We start from the raw sequence: 20246 nt of genomic DNA on the forward strand, positions 1-20246 counted from the left end.
TAACCCCCCGGTAACCCCGGGTCGGCGGCGTCGTTACCCAGGTCACACCACCCGCAGGAGTGACCCATGCAGCTCGCCCGCCGCACCGCCCGCCGCACCGCCCGCCGCACCGCCTCGTACGTCGCGACCCTCGCCCTCGTCGCCTCCGCGGCCGCGCTCGTGCCGAGCCCGGCCCCCGCCGAGAGCATCCGGACGAGCGCCCCTGCGAGCAGCGCGCCCGCGAGCGCTCCCGCCCTCCCCAGCGGCTGGACGCCCCGGCCGGCCGACTACCCGGGCACGGCGACGCAGCGCGACCTGCAGATCCCGATGTCCGACGGCACGGTGCTGCGCGGCGACCTCGTGCTCCCCGCGGACGCCGACGGGGTCGCGGTGCCCGGCCGCTTCCCGGTCGTCGTCACCATCACGGCCTACAACAAGGCCGCGCAGGGGGCGACCGGCCTGACGGGCGGCGGGGCCGACTACCTCGTGCAGCGCGGCTACGCCCAGCTCACCGTCGACGCCCGCGGCACGGGCTCGTCGCAGGGCTCCTGGGCGGCGTTCAGCGCGCGGGAGAACACCGACGCGGGCGAGATCATCACGTGGGCCACCTCGTCGGCGCGGCCGTGGAGCAACGGCTCGGCCGCGATGCGCGGGCCGTCCTACATGGGCATCAACCAGATCTTCGCCGCCGCGCAGAAGCCGCCCGGCCTCAAGGCGCTCTTCCCGCAGGTGCCCGCCGCGGACGTCTACCGCGACGTCGTCGCCTCGGGCGGCCAGATCGACGTCGGGTTCATCCCCCTGTGGCTGGGCCTGGTGACCACGACGGGCGTGGTGCCGCCGGCGTACGGCGCGACCGACCCCGCCGCGGCCCTCACCACCCTCTTCCAGCACCTCGGCGGCGCCCTCACCTTCACGGTGCCCCTGATGCTGGCGGCCGTGCTGGGCGGCGACCCGGCGTACGACGGCGCGTTCTACCGCGAGCGCTCCCCCATCGAGGTCGTGGACGACGTGGACGTGCCGACCTTCCTCGTCGGCGGTCAGCACGACCTGTTCCAGCGTGGCACTCCCCTGCTGTTCGAGGACCTGCGCTCGCGGGGGGTGCCGACGAAGATGATCGTCGGCCCGTGGAACCACCTGGAGGGCTCGTCGGGCGAGGGCGTCGCCGACGCGGGCTACGGCACCCTCGAGGAGCTGCAGCTGCGCTGGTTCGACCACTACGTGAAGGGCGTGCCCGACCCGGCCCTCGACACCGACATCGCGCCGTTGACCTACTACGAGCAGAACGCCGACACCTGGCGGCAGGCGAACGACTGGATCGGCGACAACCTGAGCGCCACCACGTTCCGCCTCTCCGGCCCGGCCACCGCCGGCGGCGTCCGCAACGGCAGCCTCACGACGGGCGCCGCGACCCCCGGCACGGCGACGGTCCCGCCCGTCCCGGTGGCGGGGCTCTGCACGCGCTCGACCGACCAGTGGACGGCCGGTCTGCCCACCGCGGTGCTCGCCGACCTGCCGTGCTGGAGCGACAACCGCGCCAACGACCTCGCCGGCGTGGTCTACGAGACGGGTGCGCTCTCGACGCCGCTCCGCTTCCAGGGCCCGCTCAACGCGCGGCTCTACACCTCGACCCCGACCGGTGACGGCATGCTCTCGGTCGCGGTCTCCTCGGTGGCGCCCGACGGCACCGTCCACCGCATCACCGGGGGCTGGCAGACCATCGCGCACCGGGCGCTCGACACGGGCCGCAGCCGCTACCTCGACGGGCAGCTCGTCCAGCCGTACCACCCGTTCACCCGGGAGGCGAAGGCCTCCGCGCCGAGCGGCGCCGTCGTGCCGGTCGACGTCGAGATCTTCCCGACCGGCGCCCAGGTGCCGGCGGGCCACCGGCTGCGCGTCGCGGTGCAGGCGTACGACGTGCCCCACCTCCTGCCGACCGTGCCGGACCTCCCGGCCACGCTGGCGCCGCTGACGATCCACACCTCCGAGCAGTACCCCTCGGCGCTGACCCTGCCCAGCGTGGGGAGGTTCGCGACCACGACGTACACGCGGCTCGGGGCCGACACGACGGCCGCCGGGGCGACGAACACGCTGGGCATCCAGGTCACGACCACGGGCTTCGGCCGCCCCACCGGCACGGTGCGCGTCGCGGTCGACGGGCGGACGCTCCGCGACGTACCGCTGGTGCGCGGCAGCGCCACGACCACCCTCCCGGCGGGCACGGCGGGCAACCGGACGGTGACCGCGACGTACCTCGGCAACGACACCTCCGCCCCGTCGCAGCGCAGCCGCACCTGGGTGGTGCGCCCGCCGGCGGTGCTCGCGACGACGACGTACGTGCGGATGCTCGACGGCGCCACCACCCGGGTGGGGCAGGGCAACCGCGTCGGGTTCTCGGTCGTGCGCGCCGACGGCACCCCGGCCTCCGGGCGGGTGCGGGTGCTCGTCGACGGTCGCCGCATCACCGAGGTGCCGCTCGTGCGGGGGCTCGGAACGCTGACGCTCCCGGCCGCGAGCCGGGCGGGGACGCGGACGGTGACGGCGACCTACATCGGGCAGCCGACCTCGCGACCCTCCAGCCGGTCGACGGCGTGGGTGGTGCGCTGACCGGCCGCAGGGAGTCGGGTCAGGCCTTCATGGCGACGCCCTCGCGCCAGTAGCCCATGAAGGAGACCTGCCCGCGGTCGACGCCGAGGTCCTTGACGAGGGCACGGCGCAGGCCCGTCACGACCTTCGACTCGCCCGCGATCCAGGCGTAGAGGCCCGCGTACGGCCCGTCGGCGGCTCCTGCCGTCGAGACGTCCTCCCCGAGACCGGAGTAGACGGGCGTCTCCCACAGGAGGTCGCCGTCGGGGTCGGGCTCGACGAGGGCCGCGGAGGCAGCAGCCGAGGCCACGGCCGCAGCGTGGTCGACGGCCGTGCGGTCGAGGTGCGCGAGCACGCGAGCACGCAGCTCCTCGCCCCGCGGCGCGCCCTCGCGGGGCAGCCAGACCACCTCGACCCCGGCGGGGCCGACGACGTCCTCCAGCACGTCGTCGCGGTGCGGTACCTCCGCGAAGACCGTGCCGGCCGCGTCCGCCGGGAGGTCGCGCAGGATGCCGTAGATCGCCGGGAGGGCGGTCTCGTCGCCCACGAGCAGCAGGTCCGTCGCGTCGCCCGGGAGCCACTCGACGCCCCCGAAGTCGTGGCCGCGCCGAGGCGCGACGACGAGCACGCTGTCGCCGACCGTCGCGCCACGGGCCCAGTCGTTGCCCGGCCCGGAGCAGGCGCCGTCCTCGCCGGGCTCGTGCACGACGATGTCGACCACGAGGAGCGTGTCGGCGCCCTCGCCGACGACGTCGCGCACCGTGTAGGTCCGCATGCAGCCGCGCTCGTCCTCGGGGAGGGCGAGCCACGGGGTGTACCAGTCGCCGCCCACCGGCTCCACGCGCGGCAGTGCACCGCCCGCGGGCGGGAACACGAACTTGATGCGCTGGTCGAGCCAGGGCGTCTCGCGGCCCAGCTCCGCGAACTCGTCGCAGCCGAGCTCGACGCGCACGAACGACGACGACACGCGACGTACGGCGCGCACCTCCGCCTCGGCGAAGATCACGGACAGCTCGCTCACGGGCGCTCCTTCGTCGGGGGGTCGCCGATCGTCGCGCCGGGCCGGCCGAGGTGACGACCGACGGGGACGACCAGCGGGGTGTGGGAGACCGGGTCGGGGATGACGCGGCTCTCGAGGCCGAAGACGTCGCGGACGGTGTCCTCCGTGACGACCTCGGCCGGCGTGCCCTCGGCGACGACGCGGCCCTCCTTCATCGCCACGAGGCGGTCGGCGTAGCGCGCCGAGAGGTTGAGGTCGTGGAGCACCATGACGATCGTCGTGCCGGCCCGCAGGTTGAGCTCCGCCAGCAGGTCGAGCATCTCGACCTGGTGGGCGACGTCGAGGTACGTCGTCGGCTCGTCCAGCAGGAGCAGGTCGGTGCCCTGGGCGAGCGCCATGGCGATCCAGACGCGCTGGCGCTGGCCGCCGGACAGCTCGTCGACCACGCGCTCGGCGAGGTCGGTCGTGTCGGTGAGCGCCAGCGCCTCGGCCACCGCCCGGTCGTCGTCGCGGCTCCAGCGGCGCAGGGCGCTCTGGTGCGGGTGGCGACCTCGGCCGACGAGGTCGACCACGGTGACGCCCTCGGGCGCGATCGGGTTCTGCGGCAGGAGCCCCAGCCGGCGCGCGACCTGCTTGGTCGGCATCGTGTGGACGGCCTCCCCGTCGAGGAGCACCGCCCCGCCCCGCGGCCGCAGCAGCCGGGCCATGCCGCGCAGCAGCGTGGACTTGCCGCAGCCGTTGCCGCCGACGATGACGGTGACCTTCCCGTCGGGGATCGCGACGGTGAGGTCGTCGACGACGGTGCGGTCGTCGTAGCCGAGCGAGACGCCCTCGGCATATAGGCGCGTGGGAGCGGTCGTGCTCACCGCGGGCTCCTTCCGGTGGCGCCCCTGGCCATGAGCCAGAGGAGGAACGGGGCGCCGACGGCGCCGGTGATGATGCCGGCCGGCATGTTGACGTCGCCGATGAGGTAGTGGCCCACGTAGTCGGCGGCCAGCAGGAGGGTCGCCCCGACGAGGGCGCCCCCGATGACGCTGGTGCGTCCCGCGTTCATCGCCCGAGCGATGGGCCCCGAGAGGAACGCGAGGAACGCGATCGGTCCGACGACCGCCACGCCGGCCGCGACGAGCAGCACGGCGACGAGCATGACCAGCTCCGCCCGCCGTGCGGTCACGCCCAGTCCGGACGCGGCGTCCGGGCCGAGCTCGGTGATGCGCAGCGAGCTCGCGGACCACCACAGCAGGGGCAGCAGCACGACGAGGACAACGACGAGCAGCCGCACCTCGTCCCACCCGGCGGCGGCGACGCTGCCGGTGAGCCAGCGCAGCGCCAGCTGGGCGTCCCAGATGGCAGCGCGGGTGAAGAGGTAGTGGATGACCGAGAGCATCGCGGACGCGATGCCGACGCCGACGAGCACGAGCCGGTAGCTGCCGATGCCCCCCGCGACCCACCGCACGACGAGGGCGATGCCCACCGCGCCGACCTCGGCGGCCAGCGCGACCACGTCGCCCCGGGCCCCGAACACGAGCAGGGCGACGACAGCGGCCGCGGAGGCGCCCGTGCTGATCCCGACGATGTCGGGGCTGGCCAGCGGGTTGCGGAGCACCGTCTGGAAGACGGCGCCGCTCGCGCCGAAGCACAGGCCGGCCAGTAGGGCCGTGAGGGCCCGGGGGAGCTTCTGCTCCATGAGGATGAACTCGGCAGTCGGCCGGTCGATGCCGGAGCCGACGATGATGCGCACCGCGTCCGGCGCGGTGAACGTGTAGCTGCCCAGCAGCAGGTTCACCAGCAGCGCGACGAGGGCGGCGACCGCGAGGACCATGACGACGAGCGCGTGGCGGCGCCGCGGCGTGCGCCGGGCCCGGCGGACCCGCTCGACGTCGGGCACGGCGGCGGCGTGGAGCGCGGTCGTGGGCCGGTCGGTCGTGGTGGTCACAGGTTGCCCAGCTTCCCGCGACGGATCATGGCGACGAAGACGGGTGCGCCGAGCACGGCCGTCATCACCCCGACCTGCACCTCGCCGGGCGGCAGCACGAACCGGCCGACCGTGTCGGCGGTGACCATCAGCACCGCGCCCCAACCGGCGCTCAGCGGCAGGATCCTGGCGTAGTCGCCCCCCACCTGCCGGCGCACGAGGTGGGGCACGAGCAGACCGAGGAACGCGACGGGGCCGGCCAGCGCGACCGAGGCGCCGATGAGGAGCATGACCGCGAGGCCGACGACGGCGCGGTCGCGGGCGACGCTCCGGCCGAGGCCGCGGGCGAGCTCGTCGCCCAGCGCGAGGGCGTTGAGGATGCGGGCGCTGGCGAGCGCGAGCCCGACGCCGACCACGATGAACGGGAGCACGGTGACGAAGGCGTCGGTCTGCTTGCCCGCGACGCTGGCGACCTGCCAGCTGCGGATCTGGTCGAGCGTGTCGCGGCTGGTGAGCAGGATGCCGGTGGTCCAGCTGGTCAGCGCGGCGGTGAGCGCCGCGCCGGCGATGACCAGCTTGCCGGGCGTGGCCCCACCCCGCCCGATGCTCGCGACCAGGTGGACGCCGAGGCCCGCGACGCCCGCACCGAGGAACCCGAACCAGATGTATCCACCGATGCCCGTGGTGCCCACGTAGGTGATGCCCGCGACCATCGCGAACGCCGCCCCGGCGTTGAGGCCGAGCAGGGCCGGGTCGGCCAGCGGGTTGCGGGTCAGGCCCTGGAGGCACGCGCCCGCCATGCCGATGGCCGCGCCCAGGACGATCCCGATCATCGTGCGGAGCATCCGCGCGTCCATCACCGCGTGGTCGGGGCTCTGCGCGTCGAACAGCGCCAGCGGGTCGACCAGCCGGTTGCCGATGCAGAGCGAGGCCAGGGCCGCGGCGACGAGCGCCGCGATGCAGATCGCGGCGCTCGTCGTGGTGCCCCGGGGGGCGTGCCGTGCCCGGCCGGCTGTGGCGGTCCGGCCGGGCAGGTCGGTGGGGTTCGCCGCCTCCGAGGAGACAGCCGTTGACGGGCTCATGCTGGAGGTCAGTAGACCTGGGGGGTGCCGTCGATCGCGGCGGCGAGCTCCGGGACGAAGGTCTCGAACGCGGCCGGGATGCCGAGGACCGAGGGGAACCCGAGCCCCAGGGTGTCGTTCGGCTCCAGCGTGATGACGTAGTTGTCGTTGGCGATCGGCGGGATCTGCTGGAGCAGCGGGCTCGCGAGCATCTGGTCGACCTCCTCGGTGGAGGTGCCGTAGGCGACGAGCACGTCGGCCTCGAGCGACGACGCCTGCTCGGCCGAGACGTCGAAGTAGAACGTGTCCTCGGCGGCGTCCTCCACGACGGGCGGGTTCACCATGCCGAGCTCGGCGAGGATCGCGGGCCGGTTGTCGACCGCGGTGTAGAGACCCACCTTGGACAGGTCGGTCGGGTAGAACGACGCCCAGAGGAACGACGCCCCCTCGAGCTGCGGGTACTCCGCCGTGGTGGCCTCGAACGTCTCGTTGAGGTCGGCCTCGAGCTCGGCCGCCTGGTCGCTGCGACCCAGGGCCTTGCCCACCATGTCGAGCGACTGGTGCCACGTGGTCGCCCACTGCACGCCCGGGTAGGCGACGACGTCGATGCCGGCCTCGGTGAGCGTGTCGACGTCGGCCTCGGTCAGACCCGAGTTCGTGCCGAGCACGACGTCGGGCTCCAGCGCGATGATGTCGGACGTCGGGATGCCGTCGGTGACGTCGAGCAGCTCCGGCTCCTCGGCGCCGTCGATCTTCGCGAGCGCCTCGTCGAACCAGTCCGTGCGCCCCTCCGCGTTGCCGCCCCAGCTCATCTTCTCGATCGCGATGGGCGCGACGCCCAGGGCAGCGACGTTGTCGCCGTCCACACCGAGGGTAACGACCCGCTCCGGCTCCTCCTCGATCGTGACGTCACCGAAGCTCGTCTCGATGGTGACGGGGAACGCGGCGGCGTCAGCGGTGCTGTTCGCCTTCGGCGCAGCCGCGTCGTCGGCCGAGTCGGAGCCGGTGGAGCAGGCGCTGAGGCCGAGCATGGCGACGCTGGTCGCCGCGACGAGCGCCGAGGCGCGACGCAGGGTGGTGAGCTGCACGGGGGATTCCTTTGGAGCAGGGGAGGACGACCCGGCGGACGCTACTAAGGTCAGCCTTACCTTGGCAACTCCCCGTGGCGCGCGTCTCACCCCGTCCGGACCGCGTGCCGAGGATGTTGAGGTTTCAACCACCGGGACCTACGTTGCTGTCCGGCGCCCTCGGGCGGCGCTCTCCCCCGCCGCACCCGATCCCCCCTGGAGCCCCCGCATGACCACCGAGGCCCCGACCACCCCCCTCCTCGACGACCAGCTCTGCGCCGACCTCGTCGCAGCCTCGCGCGCGATCGTCACGGCGTACGACGCGACGCTGGGCCGCCTGGGGGTGGACTACCCGCAGTACCTCGCGCTGCTCGTGCTGTGGGAGGCCGGTGGGCCGGTCGGCATCTCCGACCTCGCCGACCGCCTGCGGCTGCCCGTCGAGCAGGTGCAGCCCACGGTTCGCTCCATGGTCGTCGCACGGACGGCGACGCGCGTCGCCGACGCCGCGGACCCGGCGGGATGGGTCGTCGCGCCCGGCCCGCGCGCCGAGGACCTCCGGGCGGCGGTCACGGAGGTGCACTGCGACATCAAGGCGCGTCTCGGCATGGGCGCGCTGGAGTTCCGCGAGCTCCAGCAGACGCTGCGCGCCATCACGCGCGCCATGTCCTGACCGCGGAGCGGCCCGGCCCCGCCGCTAGATCGTCGTGCGGTGGAAGTTGAGGTAGGAGCGCGACGGGGTCGGCCCGCGCTGCCCCTGGTAGCGGGAGCCGTAGCGCTCCGACCCGTAGGGGTGCTCCGCGACCGAGCTCAGCCGGAAGAAGCACAGCTGCCCGATCTTCATCCCGGGCCACAGCTTGATCGGCAGGTTCGCGACGTTCGCGAGCTCCAGCGTCACGTGACCGGAGAAGCCGGGGTCGATGAACCCGGCGGTGGAGTGCGTCAGCAGGCCGAGCCGCCCGAGCGACGACTTGCCCTCGAGGCGGGCCGCGATGTCGTCGGGCAGGCCGACCACCTCGTAGGTCGAGCCCAGCACGAACTCCCCGGGGTGGAGGATGAACGGCTCGTCGCTGCCCGTCTCGACCTCGCGCGTGAGGTCCGCCTGGTCCTCGGCGGGGTCGATGTGGGCGTGCAGGTGGTTGTCGAACACCCGGAAGAACTTGTCGAGCCGCACGTCGACCGACGACGGCTGCACCATCGCGGGCGCATAGGGCTCGAGGGAGACCCGGCCGGCGTCGATCTCGGCCTTGATGTCGCGGTCGGAGAGAAGCACGGGGCTCAACCTAGCGGCCCCCGGACCCGGATGTGCGTCGCGCCCGCGACCGGTTGCACACTGAACACATGCCTGGACCAGCGCCGTACCGCCGCTTCGTCGCCCTCGGCGACTCCTTCACGGAGGGTGTCGGGGACAGCGATCCCGACCGCCCCAACGGGCTGCGCGGCTGGGCGGACCGCGTCGCCGAGGTGCTCGCGGCCCGCGCGGCCGCCGCCGGGGAGGACTTCGGCTACGCCAACCTCGCCATCCGCGGCCGCAAGCTGGTGCCGGTGCTCGAGGAGCAGGTCGAGCCCGCGATCGCGCTCCAGCCCGACCTCGTCACCCTCTACGCCGGGGCCAACGACATCGTGCGCCCCAAGGTCGACCTCGACGCCCTCGCGGTGGCGTACGACGAGGGCGTCGAGCGCCTGACGACCACCGGCGCGCAGATCGTGCTCTTCACGGCGTTCGACCCGGGCCAGGGCGGCCTCTACGCCCCGATCCGGGGCCGCTTCGCCCTCTACAACGAGCACGTCCGCGAGATCGCCGACCGGCACGGCGCCGTCGTCGCCGACTCGTGGCGCATCGCGCACCGGCTCCCCGGTGGACTCGTCGCCTCCGACGCCCGGCTGTGGGACGTCGACCGGATGCACCTCGGGCCGGCCGGCCACCAGTTCGTCGCCATGATGGTGCTCGACGCCCTCGGGCTCGCCGACCACGGTCTGGAGCCCGTCCCGCTAGCGGAGGCCCTCGCCGTACCCCGCCTGCAGCGGGCCCGCGCCGACCTCGACTGGGCGCGCCGGCACCTGGCGCCGTGGGTGCAGCGGCGCCTCACCGGACGCTCGTCGGGCGACACGATCACCCCGCGTCGTCCGGGGCTCGCGCCGATCGAGTAGCATCGGGCCCGGCCGTGCCACCCGCGGCGGCCGTGCGGACGTAGCTCAGTTGGTAGAGCGCGACCTTCCCAAGGTCGATGTCGCGAGTTCGAGTCTCGTCGTCCGCTCCAGAGTTCTACGCTGCTGTCCATGCCAGCAGCAGCACCGCGGGGAGTGATGTCGCGGACAGCGGACTTCCGTGCGCATCTCGAGATTCGCGGCCTCACCGTTGAGTACGTGTCCAACGGCTACGTGGTGCGTCCTCTGGCCGGACTGTCTCTCGACGCGCACGACGGCCAGCTGCTCGTCGTGCACGGCCCCAGCGGCTGCGGCAAGACGACCCTGCTGTCGGTGCTCGCAGGGCTCCTCACCCCGTCCGAGGGCTCGGTGACCTTCGGCGGCGAGGACGTGCTCGCCCACCACGGATCGGCGCTGCTCGACTACCGCCGCCACCAGGTGGGCACGGTCTTCCAAGCCTTCAACCTGGTGGCGAGCCTGTCGGCCCTCGAGAACGTGATGGCACCTCTGCTGCTGACCGGGACACGGCGAGCGGCGGCTGCCGAGCGCGCCCACCAGCTGCTCGGCCAGGTCGGTCTCGCCGAGCGGGCCCGGCACCGACCCGGCGAGCTGTCCGGCGGGCAGCAGCAGCGGGTCGCCATCGCCCGCGCCCTGGTGCACGACCCGCCGTTGCTGCTCGCCGACGAGCCGACGGCCCACCTCGACCACATCCAGGTCGAGGTCGTCCTCAGCCTGCTCCGCGACCTGGCCCAGCCGGGTCGGCTGGTGGTCGTCGTGACGCACGACGACCGGTTCGCCCGCCTCGCCGACGTCACGGTGGAGCTGGGCAAGCCGGCGCCCCGCGACGCCGTCGAGCCCCTCGGCATGCGGCTCGCTCCCGGCGAGGTGCTGTTCCGCCAGGGGGACGTCGGCGACCTGGTGTACGTCGTCGAGTCCGGCCGCGTGGAGATCGTGCGCGAGCTCGCCGGTGGGGCCGAGCAGCTCCTGTCCACGATGGGTCCGGGCGAGTACCTCGGCGAGCTGGCCGCCCTGACCGGCGTGCCGCGCTCCGCCACGGTGCGTGCGGGCGGGGAGGGGGCCGTGCTCACGGCAATGGGGGTCGCTGACTTCCGCAGTCGCCAGCTCGAACGCGCGGTGGCCGCAGGGCCTGACGTACCGGTCACGGGTACGGGTACGGGAGTCTGAGAATGCTGCTGATCACGCTGCGCGACATGCAGTGGCGCGCCCGGCGGGTGCTGCTCGGTGTCGCCGCGACCGCCGTCGTGTTCGCGATGACGCTGCTGCTGGGCGCGATCCACCAGGCGTTCCTGGACGAGTCGGTGCGCACCGTGGACCTCGTGGACGCCGACGCCTGGCTCGTGGACGCCGGGGTAGCGGGGCCGTTCACCTCGAACTCGCCGGTGCCGGTGGCGCTCGGCGACCCGCTCGCCGCAGCCGGCGCCGAGGTCGTCCCGGTCGCGATCGTCCGGCAGGTCGTCGAAGGCGTGGGGGACGGCTTCGTCGACGTCAACCTGATGGGCGTGCGGCCCGGCGACCTCGACCTCGACCTCACCGACGGCCGCGCGTCGCGTGGCTCCGGCGAGCTCGTCGCCGACGAGTCGCTCGGTGCCGGGGTCGGGGACACGCTCACGCTCGCCGGTCGCACGATGACGGTGGTGGGCACCGTGCACGGGTTGACGTACTACGGGGGCGCCCCCGGCGTCGTGCTCGACCTCGCCGCGGTGCAGCACATGGCGTTCGACGGCGCCGAGCTCGCCACCACGCTGGTCGTGCGCGGCGACACCGACGTCACGGCGCCGGACGGGCTGCGCGCGATGGGGGACGACGCCGTCGTCTCCGACCTGGAGCGTCCCCTCTCCACCGCGATCGGGACGGTCGGGATCCTGTCGGTGCTGCTGTGGATCGTGGCCGCGGGGATCGTGGGGTTCACCTCGTACCTGTCCGGCCTCGACCGGCTCCGCGACTTCGCCGTGTTCAAGGCTGTCGGCGTGACCGACCGGGTGCTGGCCGTGGGACTCGTCCTGCAAGCCGTGCTGGTCTCGGTGCTGGCCGCCGTCGTGGCGATCGGCCTCGCCCTTGTCTTCGCCCCGGTGTTCCCGATGCAGATCGCCGTCGGGGCTCCCGATGCGCTGCGCCTCATCGGGATCGCCGCCGTGATCGGCGCCGTGGCGAGCCTGACGAGTGTGCAGCGGCTGCGCCGGATCGACCCGGCCCTCGCCTTCGGCTGACCTCTACGCTCGACCCGTGTTCACCGGCTTCGGCGAGGCCGCGCTCGACTTCTACGACGACCTCGAGCTCGACAACTCGCGCACGTTCTGGCTCGCCCACAAGGAGCAGTACGACGCGGCCGTCCGCGCCCCGATGCTCGCCCTGGCCGCTGCGCTGGAGGCCGAGTTCGGCGCGGCGAAGGTGTTCCGGCCCTACCGGGACGTGCGCTTCCGCACCGACAAGACGCCCTACAAGACCCACCAGGGCGCCTTCGTGGCCGTCGGGCCCTCGTGCGGCTTCTACGTGCAGGTCTCGGCCGCGGGCGTGCGCACGGGTGGCGGCTTCTACCGCGCGGAGGCGGACGCGCTCGCGCGCTTCCGGGCGTACGTCGCGGACGACGCCACCGGCCCGACGCTCGTCGACGACGTGGCCGCGGTCGAGCGCCGTGGCTGGTCGGTCGGCGGCGACACGCTGAAGACGGCGCCCCGCGGGTTCTCGAAGGACCACCCGCGCATCGACCTGCTGCGCCACCGCTCGCTCACCTTCGGACGCGACCACGGCTTCGCGCCCGAGGTCATCGGCGTACCGGGGTTCGCGGAGCGGGTGCGCGCCGACTGGCGCGAGCTGCGGCCCGTCGTCGAGACGCTCGCCGAGGTGCTGACCGACCCGTTCGCGGACCAGCCTGACCTCTGACGGGCCTAGCGCGTCTGCCAGGCGTCCTCGTCGGCCGTGCGCCGCGTGACGACCTCGGGCATGTCGCCCGACGACAGGTGCGCGATGGTCACGTTCTCGAAGACGTCGCGCAGCGACGACCGGGCCGCGATCCAGACGTGCTGGAGCACGGCGGCGGACTCGTTGTAGGTCACCGACTCGGGGCGCAGGCCGTAGACGGAGACGAGCGGGCCGTCGACCGCGCGGATGACGTCCGCCACCGAGATCTCGTCGGCGGGGCGCTGGAGCCGCCACCCGCCGTACTGCCCGCGCTGCGACACGACGATGCCGGCACGCCGCAGGTCGGCGAGGATCGCCTGGAGGAAGCCGTGCGGGATCTCCTGCAGACGGCCGAGCTCCTCCGCGCTCACCGGGCGCCCGTCCTCGCGCTCCACGGCCATCTCGAGGAGGGCTCGCAGGGCGTAGTCGGACTTCGCGGAGACGCGCATGCCGCGATTCTGTCAGAAGCGCGCCGCCGGCACGCGTCCGCTCAGGCGGTCTGGAGCTCGCCGCTCGGCTCGCGCGCTGCCGCCTCGGCGCGCCGGAGGGCCACCTCGTCGCGGACGGCCCACACGATGCCCGCGATCCACAGCGCGCCGACGACCGCGGCCAGCGCGCCCACCTGGGTGCCGACGAGCCCGAGGGTGCCGCCGATCGTCGTGGAGTTGGTGAGCACGATGAGCCCGCCGGCGGCGACCCCGAGCACGCGTGCGGGGAGGATCTTGACGAGGTACGCCGCGATGGGGGCCGCGACGACACCGCCGGCCAGCAGGGCGAGCGCGTAGCCCCAGTCGATGCCGGCCGCCCCGAGGCCGACGAGGAACCCGAGGGAGCCGCCGACCGCGACGACGAACTCCGACGTGTCGATCGAGCCGACCACCTTGCGGGGCTCCAGGCGGCCCGAGGACAGCAGGGTGGTCGTGCCGACCGGTCCCCAGCCGCCGCCACCGATGGCGTCGAGCGCCCCGCCGAACAGCCCCATCGGGGCGAGGAAGCGGGCGCTCGGCCGCCCCCGGAACTGCGGTCGCCGCCCGCGGAGCACCAGGAAGCGGTAGATGACGTAGAGCCCCAGCGCGAGCAGGATGCCCGCCACCCACGGCTTGGCCGTCTCCGCGGGGAGGCTGACGAGGAAGGTCGCCCCGACGAAGGCGCCGACGAAGCCCGGCCCGGCCAGGATCGCGACGGTGCGCCAGTCGACGTTGCCCAGCCGGTGGTGGGAGAAGCCGGAGACCAGCGACGTGCCGATCTCGGAGAAGTGGACGGCGGCGGAGGCCGCAGCCGGGGCGACGCCCGCGGCGAGGAGCAGGGTCGAGGAGGTCACGCCGTAGGCCATCCCGAGGGAACCGTCGACGAGCTGCGCGAGGAACCCCACCACGCCCAGCACGATCAGCTGCTTCATCCCGCTCCTCCGTCGTCACCCCACGTCGACCCGGACACCCAAGTCGACAAGGAAACCTAGGTTAGGCATCTCGATCGTGCCGGGGGCGTCCACATGACGGTCGTGACCGACGAATCTCCGCGACGACTTGAATCCGTGGCGGGTCTGGCGGATCATTCATGTTACTTGCCAGTAGCGATCGCCGCTGGCGCCCAACCGACCGCACGAAGGTGGAGTTCCGTGAGCCACTACAAGACCAACCTGCGTGACATCGAGTTCAACCTCTTCGAGGTGCTCGGGCGCGACGAGATCCTCGGCACCGGCCCGTTCGCGGAGCTCGACGGCGAGACCGCCCGCGAGATCCTCCGCGAGGTCGAGCGCCTCAGCCGCGAGGACCTCGCCGCGTCCTACGAGGACGCCGACCGCAACCCCCCGGTCTTCGACCCCGAGACCCACACGGCCCCGATCCCGGAGTCGTTCAAGAAGAGCTACGACGCGTGGATGGACTCGGAGTGGTGGCGCCTCCAGATCGTCGAGGACCTCGGCGGCCAGCAGGCACCGTCCAGCATCGTCTGGGCGCTCGGCGAGTTCGTGCTCGGCGCGAACGCGCCCGTGTGGATGTACGCCGCGGGCCCGGCCTTCGCCGGCGTGGTGCACCGCAACGGCACCGACCGCGACAAGCGCATCGCGCAGCTGATGGTCGAGAAGAAGTGGGGCGCCACCATGGTGCTCACCGAGCCCGACGCGGGCTCCGACGTCGGCGCCGGCCGCTCCAAGGCCACCCCCAACGAGGACGGCTCGTGGAACATCACGGGCGTCAAGCGCTTCATCACGTCGGCCGAGTCCGACCTGCAGGACAACATCATCCACCTCGTGCTCGCGCGCCCGGCCGGCGTCGAGGGCGTCGGCGGCCCCGGCACGAAGGGCCTCAGCCTGTTCGTCGTGCCGAAGCACCACTTCGACCACGAGACCGGCGAGCTCACCGGCGAGCGCAACGGCGTCTACGTCACCAACGTCGAGCACAAGATGGGCATCAAGGTCTCCAACACCTGCGAGGTCACCTTCGGCGACCCGCAGGTCGGCGGCGGCGAGCCGGCCAAGGGCTGGCTGCTCGGCGAGGTGCACGACGGCATCGCGCAGATGTTCCAGGTCATCGAGAACGCCCGCATGATGGTCGGCACGAAGGCCATCGCCACGCTCTCGACCGGTTACCTCAACGCGCTGGAGTACGCCAAGAGCCGCGTGCAGGGCGCCGACCTCACCAACTCGGCGAAGACCGCGCCCCGCGTCACCATCACCCACCACCCCGACGTGCGCCGCTCGCTGATGACGCAGAAGGCGTCGGCCGAGGCCATGCGCTCGCTCGTGCTCTACACGGCGTCGTGGCAGGACAAGGTGCAGATCGCGGAGGCGGCCGGCGAGCGCGACGAGCTCGCCGAGGCCGTCAACGACCTGCTCCTGCCGATCGTGAAGGGCTACGGCTCGGAGCGCTCGTGGGTGCTGCTGGGCACGGAGTCGCTGCAGACGTTCGGCGGCTCGGGCTTCCTGCAGGAGTACCCGATCGAGCAGTACGTGCGCGACGCCAAGATCGACACCCTCTACGAGGGCACCACGGCGATCCAGGGCCAGGACTTCTTCTTCCGCAAGATCGTCAAGGACCAGGGCCGCGCCCTCGGCCACCTGGCGAACGAGATCAAGGGCTTCATCGAGTCGGAGGCCGGCAACGGCCGTCTCAAGAACGAGCGCGAGCTGCTCGCCACCGCCCTCGACGACGCCAACGCCCTGGTCGGCCTCATGATCAACGACCTCATGTCGGCGGACGCGTCGTCGGGCGGCGACATCCGCAACGTCTACAAGGTCGCGCTCAACACCAGCCGCCTGCTCATGGCGCTGGGCGACGTCGTCTGCGGCTGGCTGCTGCTGCGCGGCGCCGAGGTCGCGATCGCCCAGCTGGACGGCGACCCGGGCAAGGACAAGGCGTTCTACGAGGGCAAGGTCGCCGCCGCGCAGTTCTTCGCGCAGCAGAACCTCCCGCGCATCTCCGCCGAGCGGAAGATCGCCGAGGCCACCGACCTCGCGATCATGGACCTCGACGAGGCCGCGTTCTGATCCGCGCCTGACCGACCCACCACGTCGACGGCCCCCGGGAGGCTTCCCGGGGGCCGTCGACGTGCCCGGGTACGGCGCGGGCTCAGCCCCCGAGGCCGTTGCGGTGCGCCCACACGACGGTCTGCACGCGGTCGCGCGTGCCGATCTTCGTCATGGCCCGGCCCAGGTGGGACTTCACGGTCGTCACCTCGACGACGAGCGCCGCGGCGATCTCGGCGTTGGACATCCCCTGGGCGAGGAGCCGCACCACCTCGGTCTCGCGCTCGGTCAGCGGATCGGCGAGGTCGGGGGCCGGTGCGCTTCCCCGCCGGCGGGCGAACTCCTCGATGACGCGCCGCGTGATGCCCGCCTGCAGCAGGCCCTCCCCCGCGGCCAGGCGTCGCACGGCGTCGACCAGCTCCTCGGGCTCGCAGTCCTTGAGGACGAACCCGCTGGCACCGGCCTCGAGCGCGCCGAAGACGTAGTCGTCGAGGTCGAAGGTGGTGACGACGAGCACCGCGGGCGCGGCGTCGCCGTGCTCGGCGACGATCGCGCGGGTCGCGGCCAACCCGTCGCCGCCGGGCATCCGCACGTCCATGCAGACGACGTCAGGGCGGGTGCGGAGCACGGCCGCGACCGCCTCCGGCCCCGTGCCGGCCTCGCCGACGACCTCGAGGTCGGGCTGCTCGGCGAGGATCACCCCGAACCCGGCCCGCACCACGGCCTGGTCGTCGACCAGCAGCACCCGGATCACCGCTCCCCCTCCTGCTCCCGCTCGTGCTCCCCCGCGGGGGCGTCCACGGGCAGCTCCACCCGCACCCGCCATCCTCCGGCGGGCGTCGGGCCCACGTCGAGCCGGCCGCCGACGAGCTGCACCCGCTCCCGCATGCCGAGCAGCCCGACGCCCTCGCCGGCGCGTCGACCGGCGGGCCCACCGTCGGGTGGAGGAGCGGGGGCCGGCTCGTTCTCCACCGTGACGACCACCCGCTCGTCGCCCCGGGCCACGTCGACGACGACGGGCGCGCCCGGCGCGTGCTGCCGCGCGTTGGAGAGGGCCTCCTGCACCGCCCGGTAGGCCGTCACGTCCGCGAGCGGCGCGAGCCCCGCGCCGTGCTCCGTCCCCTGCGCCCGGCGGACGACCACGTCGTCCCCGAGCGTCCGCGCCTGCTCGACGAGACCGTCGAGCACGCCGAGCCCCGGGACGGGGGCGCCGTCCTCGGCGCTGTCGGGATCGCGGAGCACGCCGACGAGCATCCGCAGGTCCTCGAGCGTGCGGCGCCCCTGGGCACGGATCGCGAGCAGGCCCTCCCGCGCGGCCGCGGGGTCGCGCTCGACCAACCGGGACGCGGCCGTCGCCTGCACGACCATCGCGGAGAGGTGGTGGGCGGCGATGTCGTGCAGCTCCCGCGCCATGCCGGCCCGCACCTCGGCGACCGCCGAGCGCACCCGGTCCTCCTGCGCCGCGACGGCCTCCGCGGCGCGGCGGCGCTCGAGCTCGGCGTACCGGCGACGGGTCGCCACGTGCGCCCCCACCAGCGCGGCGGCGACGTAGGTGACCGCCCCGCCGACGACGCCGACGAGGCCGGTGCCGACGCCACCGGTGGGCACGGTGACGGCGAGGGTGCCGACGAGCTCGAGGAGCACCGCGGCCGGTACGACGCGGGCCGCGCGCCGCTCGGGGAGCAGGGAACCGACGGCGTACGCCGCGAGCAACGGCGCCGCCCCCCGCGCCCCGACGTCGTCCGGGCTGGCTGCTGCGACGACGGCCACCTGCAGCGCCGCCACCAGGAGGAGGCACGCCACGGGGCGGCTGCGCCGCACGACGAGCGGCAGGCACTGCACGACGCACACCGCCGTGAGGACCGCAGTGGCCCCCGTGCCCGGGACCGTCTCCCCCGAGGCCGCCCCCAGGAGGACCACGGCGGGCAGCGCGACCGCCGTGAGCGCGGCGACGGCGGCCGTGAGCACGGCGTCACGGGCGGCGGGGCTCGCGGTGCCGGTGGTGGTCGTCATCGGGATCGGTCCTCCTGGGGTCGGGTCCGAGGCTAGGGCGGAGGCGATCGGCCGGGCTCAGTAGGTGATGTCGGATGCGAGGAGCCGCAGCGACACCGCCACCCAGCCGAGTCCGACGAGCGCGGCAGTCACCACGACGGGGCCGAGCACCCGCAGCAGGCCGCGGCGGCGGCGAACGGCGTCGACGGCACGCCACGCGGCCGGGACCACCGCGAGCAGGGCCAGGAGCTGGAGCAGCTGCACGCCCCGGATGACGCCCGTGGACGGCGGGGCGAAGCCCATCACCCCGGTGACGACCACGGCCCAGCCCACGGCGGCGAGCACGGCGCTCGCGACGCCGACGCCCGTGAGCAGGCGCAGGACGCGCTCGGTCGGCGTGCGCTCCGGCGCCTCCGCGCCGCGGCGACGGCGCACCCACCGCACGAGCGCGGTCGCCCCGGCGGTCAGGCCGGCGACGACGAGCACGAGCAGCGAGACCCCGAGCACCGGGACGGCGGCGGCGCGGCCGGCCGGCACGGGCAGGAAGGCGAACGCCGAGTCGTAGCCGATCGCCTCGACCTCGCCGTCCACGACGCGGGCCGCGATGGTGCTGCTGCCGCCGACCTCGCGCCACGTCCAGTCGTCCACGGGCTCGAAGAGCACCGGCTCCGCCGCGTTCGGACCGGGCGAGACGAGCACGCGCCCGTCCTCCTCGGCGGTGATCGTCGTGCTCCCGGTCGCGTACGCCGCGGCCAGGAAGTTGCTGCGGATCGTGCGCGACGGCTCCCAGGCCCCCGCGAGCGCCTGAGCCTGCTCCGCGGAGCGGTCGGGATCGAGGTCGGCGGCCGGCGCCGGCTCGTCACCCGGGTGGTAGCGGTCCGCGAACCCCTCCAGCAGGCCCTGCCGCAGCTCGAGCGTCGACGTCGGCTCGCTGCCCGTGCCGTTCATCGCGACGAAGATCCCCGAGCCCTCTTCGGGCCACAGGGCGAGGTCGGTGTGGAAGACGATCGTGTCGCCGCCGTGCTCGACGATCCGGTGGCCGCCGCGGCTGCGGTCGAACCAGCCGAGGGTCATGCGGTTCGCGTGCGCGAGGCCGCCGAGCTCCTCCTCGCCGAGAGCGGGCGCGAACATCTCGTCCCGCGTGGCCCCCGCGAGCAGCGGGCCGTCGTCGTCCAGCTGGGCCAGCATGTAGCGGGCCATGTCGCTCGCCGAGGCCGTCATCGCCCCGGCCGGCGCCGTGCCGACCGTCTCGAACTCGCTGGCGGGGCCGGTGGGTGCGGCGTACCCCTGCGCGAGGCGGTCCGCGAGCTCCGCGGGCAGCGGCTGCGCGAAGGTCGACGACGTCATGCCGGCGGGCGCGAGCACGTGGTCGGCGACGTAGTCCTCGAACGGCTCGCCGCTCACCTCCTCGACGACGAGGCCGGCGAGGGAGTTGCCGTAGTTGGAGTACGCCGGCGTCGTGCCCGGCTCGAAGACCTGCGCCGGCGGGTCCGACGTCATCGCCTCCCGCAGGTCGACCGTGGCGTCCGGGCCCCCGATGAGACCGTCGACCCGCTCCTCGAAGCCGCCGGTGTGGGTGAGGAGGTGGCGCAGCGTGACGGGTCGCTCGAGGTCCACGTCGACGTAGGTCGCGACGTCGACGTCGAGGTCCACGTCGCCGGACTCGACGAGCTGCATGACCGCCGTCGCGGTGACCGTCTTGGAGATCGAACCCGTGCGGAAGAGCGTGGCGTCGGGGTCGACCGGCACGCGGTCGTCGCGGTCGGCCCAGCCGAAGCCCCGGGCGCTGACGACCTCGCCGTCGTGCACGACCGCGACGGCAGCGCCGGGGATGCCCTCCCGGTCGAGCGCCGCCGGCACGTAGCCGTCGAGCCAGGCGTCGACGTCCGTGGCGGTGAGCGGGTGGGCGTCGGCGGGCTGGTCCACCGGGCGGGGCGCAGGGGCACGGGCCTCGCCGCCCGTGCCGGCGCTGCCACCGCAGGCGGTCAGCGCGAGGAGGGCGGCGGCGGCGACGGTCGTCGCCGCGGACCGGAGCGAGGTGCGGGATCGGAGTGTCGTGGTCATGCCTCGAGCCTCGTTCCGCGGGACCCTCCGGGACATCGGGCGCGGGTGCCCACCC

Annotated in this window: 18 protein-coding genes and 1 tRNA gene; 8 read left to right on the forward strand and 11 right to left on the reverse strand. The window is 73.9% G+C overall.

The window, feature by feature from the left end; all coding sequences use genetic code 11:
* Positions 1-66: 66 nt before the first annotated feature.
* Positions 67-2583, forward strand: coding sequence for a CocE/NonD family hydrolase (locus G3T38_RS13055; protein WP_163772738.1), 2517 nt, complete (start codon positions 67-69; stop codon positions 2581-2583).
* Positions 2584-2602: 19 nt separating this feature from the next.
* On the opposite strand, the gene G3T38_RS13060 is transcribed toward G3T38_RS13055, so the two are convergent.
* Genes G3T38_RS13060 through G3T38_RS13080 form a run of 5 tightly spaced genes read right to left on the reverse strand, consistent with a single transcriptional unit; the run spans position 2603 to position 7626 of the window.
* Positions 2603-3583: an SIP domain-containing protein gene (locus G3T38_RS13060; RefSeq protein WP_163772739.1), complete on the reverse strand. Its 981-nt coding sequence runs from the start codon at positions 3581-3583 to the stop codon at positions 2603-2605.
* The gene (locus tag G3T38_RS13065) at positions 3580-4428 is read right to left on the reverse strand and encodes an ATP-binding cassette domain-containing protein (RefSeq protein ID WP_163772740.1); all 849 of its coding nucleotides are present in this window, start codon (positions 4426-4428) and stop codon (positions 3580-3582) included. The genes G3T38_RS13060 and G3T38_RS13065 overlap by 4 nt, the downstream gene beginning before the upstream one ends.
* Positions 4425-5498 (reverse strand): FecCD family ABC transporter permease, encoded by a 1074-nt coding sequence (locus tag G3T38_RS13070; RefSeq protein WP_338037634.1) that lies wholly within the window; start codon positions 5496-5498, stop codon positions 4425-4427. The genes G3T38_RS13065 and G3T38_RS13070 overlap by 4 nt, the downstream gene beginning before the upstream one ends.
* A complete protein-coding gene (locus tag G3T38_RS13075) occupies positions 5495-6559 on the reverse strand; it encodes a FecCD family ABC transporter permease (RefSeq protein ID WP_163772741.1) in 1065 nt (354 codons plus the stop codon). Before G3T38_RS13075 ends, G3T38_RS13070 begins: the two co-directional genes overlap by 4 nt.
* Positions 6560-6567: 8 nt before the next feature.
* Positions 6568-7626, reverse strand: a complete 1059-nt coding sequence (locus G3T38_RS13080; protein ID WP_163772742.1) for an ABC transporter substrate-binding protein — start codon at positions 7624-7626, stop codon at positions 6568-6570.
* A 208-nt stretch (positions 7627-7834) separates the two neighbouring features.
* Here G3T38_RS13080 and G3T38_RS13085 point away from each other — a divergent pair, with 208 nt between their 5' ends.
* Complete coding sequence (locus G3T38_RS13085) at positions 7835-8275, forward strand: MarR family winged helix-turn-helix transcriptional regulator (RefSeq protein WP_163772743.1); 441 nt, start codon at positions 7835-7837, stop codon at positions 8273-8275.
* A 24-nt stretch (positions 8276-8299) separates the two neighbouring features.
* Here G3T38_RS13085 and dcd read toward each other — a convergent pair whose 3' ends face one another.
* Positions 8300-8875, reverse strand: a complete 576-nt coding sequence (dcd, locus tag G3T38_RS13090; protein ID WP_163772744.1) for a dCTP deaminase — start codon at positions 8873-8875, stop codon at positions 8300-8302.
* Positions 8876-8943: 68 nt separating this feature from the next.
* Between dcd and G3T38_RS13095 the strand changes: the two genes are divergently transcribed.
* From G3T38_RS13095 to G3T38_RS13115, 5 genes are all read left to right on the forward strand, one after another.
* Positions 8944-9753 (forward strand): SGNH/GDSL hydrolase family protein, encoded by an 810-nt coding sequence (locus tag G3T38_RS13095; protein ID WP_163772745.1) that lies wholly within the window; start codon positions 8944-8946, stop codon positions 9751-9753.
* A 34-nt stretch (positions 9754-9787) separates the two neighbouring features.
* Positions 9788-9863 (forward strand) — tRNA-Gly (locus tag G3T38_RS13100).
* A gap of 106 nt (positions 9864-9969) precedes the next feature.
* Positions 9970-10935 carry an ATP-binding cassette domain-containing protein gene (locus G3T38_RS13105; RefSeq protein WP_163772746.1) on the forward strand — a complete coding sequence of 322 codons (966 nt, stop codon included), beginning with the start codon at positions 9970-9972 and terminating at the stop codon, positions 10933-10935.
* Between the two features lie 2 nt (positions 10936-10937).
* Positions 10938-11978, forward strand: coding sequence for an ABC transporter permease (locus G3T38_RS13110; RefSeq protein WP_163772747.1), 1041 nt, complete (start codon positions 10938-10940; stop codon positions 11976-11978).
* A 16-nt stretch (positions 11979-11994) separates the two neighbouring features.
* Positions 11995-12651: a TIGR02453 family protein gene (locus G3T38_RS13115; protein WP_163772748.1), complete on the forward strand. Its 657-nt coding sequence runs from the start codon at positions 11995-11997 to the stop codon at positions 12649-12651.
* 5 nt (positions 12652-12656) lie between these two features.
* Here G3T38_RS13115 and G3T38_RS13120 read toward each other — a convergent pair whose 3' ends face one another.
* Positions 12657-13118: an RrF2 family transcriptional regulator gene (locus G3T38_RS13120; RefSeq protein ID WP_163772749.1), complete on the reverse strand. Its 462-nt coding sequence runs from the start codon at positions 13116-13118 to the stop codon at positions 12657-12659.
* 41 nt (positions 13119-13159) lie between these two features.
* Positions 13160-14068 carry a sulfite exporter TauE/SafE family protein gene (locus tag G3T38_RS13125; protein ID WP_163772750.1) on the reverse strand — a complete coding sequence of 303 codons (909 nt, stop codon included), beginning with the start codon at positions 14066-14068 and terminating at the stop codon, positions 13160-13162.
* A gap of 219 nt (positions 14069-14287) precedes the next feature.
* On the opposite strand from G3T38_RS13125, the gene G3T38_RS13130 reads away from it, so the two are divergent.
* Positions 14288-16156 carry an acyl-CoA dehydrogenase C-terminal domain-containing protein gene (locus G3T38_RS13130; protein ID WP_163772751.1) on the forward strand — a complete coding sequence of 623 codons (1869 nt, stop codon included), beginning with the start codon at positions 14288-14290 and terminating at the stop codon, positions 16154-16156.
* A gap of 82 nt (positions 16157-16238) precedes the next feature.
* Here G3T38_RS13130 and G3T38_RS13135 read toward each other — a convergent pair whose 3' ends face one another.
* The 3 genes from G3T38_RS13135 to G3T38_RS13145 are packed head-to-tail and all read right to left on the reverse strand — an operon-like array spanning position 16239 to position 20191.
* On the reverse strand, positions 16239-16889 hold the full coding sequence (locus G3T38_RS13135) for a response regulator (RefSeq protein WP_163772752.1): 651 nt from the start codon (positions 16887-16889) through the stop codon (positions 16239-16241).
* Positions 16886-18148, reverse strand: a complete 1263-nt coding sequence (locus tag G3T38_RS13140) for a sensor histidine kinase (RefSeq protein ID WP_163772753.1) — start codon at positions 18146-18148, stop codon at positions 16886-16888. The genes G3T38_RS13135 and G3T38_RS13140 overlap by 4 nt, the downstream gene beginning before the upstream one ends.
* Positions 18149-18205: 57 nt before the next feature.
* Positions 18206-20191: a serine hydrolase domain-containing protein gene (locus tag G3T38_RS13145; protein ID WP_163772754.1), complete on the reverse strand. Its 1986-nt coding sequence runs from the start codon at positions 20189-20191 to the stop codon at positions 18206-18208.
* Positions 20192-20246 lie beyond the last annotated feature (55 nt).

The organism is Nocardioides zeae, assembly GCF_010686755.1.
GTDB lineage: Bacteria > Actinomycetota > Actinomycetes > Propionibacteriales > Nocardioidaceae > Nocardioides > Nocardioides zeae.

Excerpts from the sequence above, each read along its gene's own strand:
- G3T38_RS13055 (WP_163772738.1), top strand. The coding sequence starts at position 67 with ATGCAGCTCGCCCGCCGCACCGCCCGCCGCACCGCCCGCCGCACCGCC.
- G3T38_RS13075 (WP_163772741.1), bottom strand. The coding sequence starts at position 6,559 with ATGAGCCCGTCAACGGCTGTCTCCTCGGAGGCGGCGAACCCCACCGAC.
- G3T38_RS13085 (WP_163772743.1), top strand. The coding sequence starts at position 7,835 with ATGACCACCGAGGCCCCGACCACCCCCCTCCTCGACGACCAGCTCTGC.
- G3T38_RS13095 (WP_163772745.1), top strand. The coding sequence starts at position 8,944 with ATGCCTGGACCAGCGCCGTACCGCCGCTTCGTCGCCCTCGGCGACTCC.
- G3T38_RS13110 (WP_163772747.1), top strand. The coding sequence starts at position 10,938 with ATGCTGCTGATCACGCTGCGCGACATGCAGTGGCGCGCCCGGCGGGTG.
- G3T38_RS13120 (WP_163772749.1), bottom strand. The coding sequence starts at position 13,118 with ATGCGCGTCTCCGCGAAGTCCGACTACGCCCTGCGAGCCCTCCTCGAG.
- G3T38_RS13125 (WP_163772750.1), bottom strand. The coding sequence starts at position 14,068 with ATGAAGCAGCTGATCGTGCTGGGCGTGGTGGGGTTCCTCGCGCAGCTC.
- G3T38_RS13140 (WP_163772753.1), bottom strand. The coding sequence starts at position 18,148 with ATGACGACCACCACCGGCACCGCGAGCCCCGCCGCCCGTGACGCCGTG.
- G3T38_RS13145 (WP_163772754.1), bottom strand. The coding sequence starts at position 20,191 with ATGACCACGACACTCCGATCCCGCACCTCGCTCCGGTCCGCGGCGACG.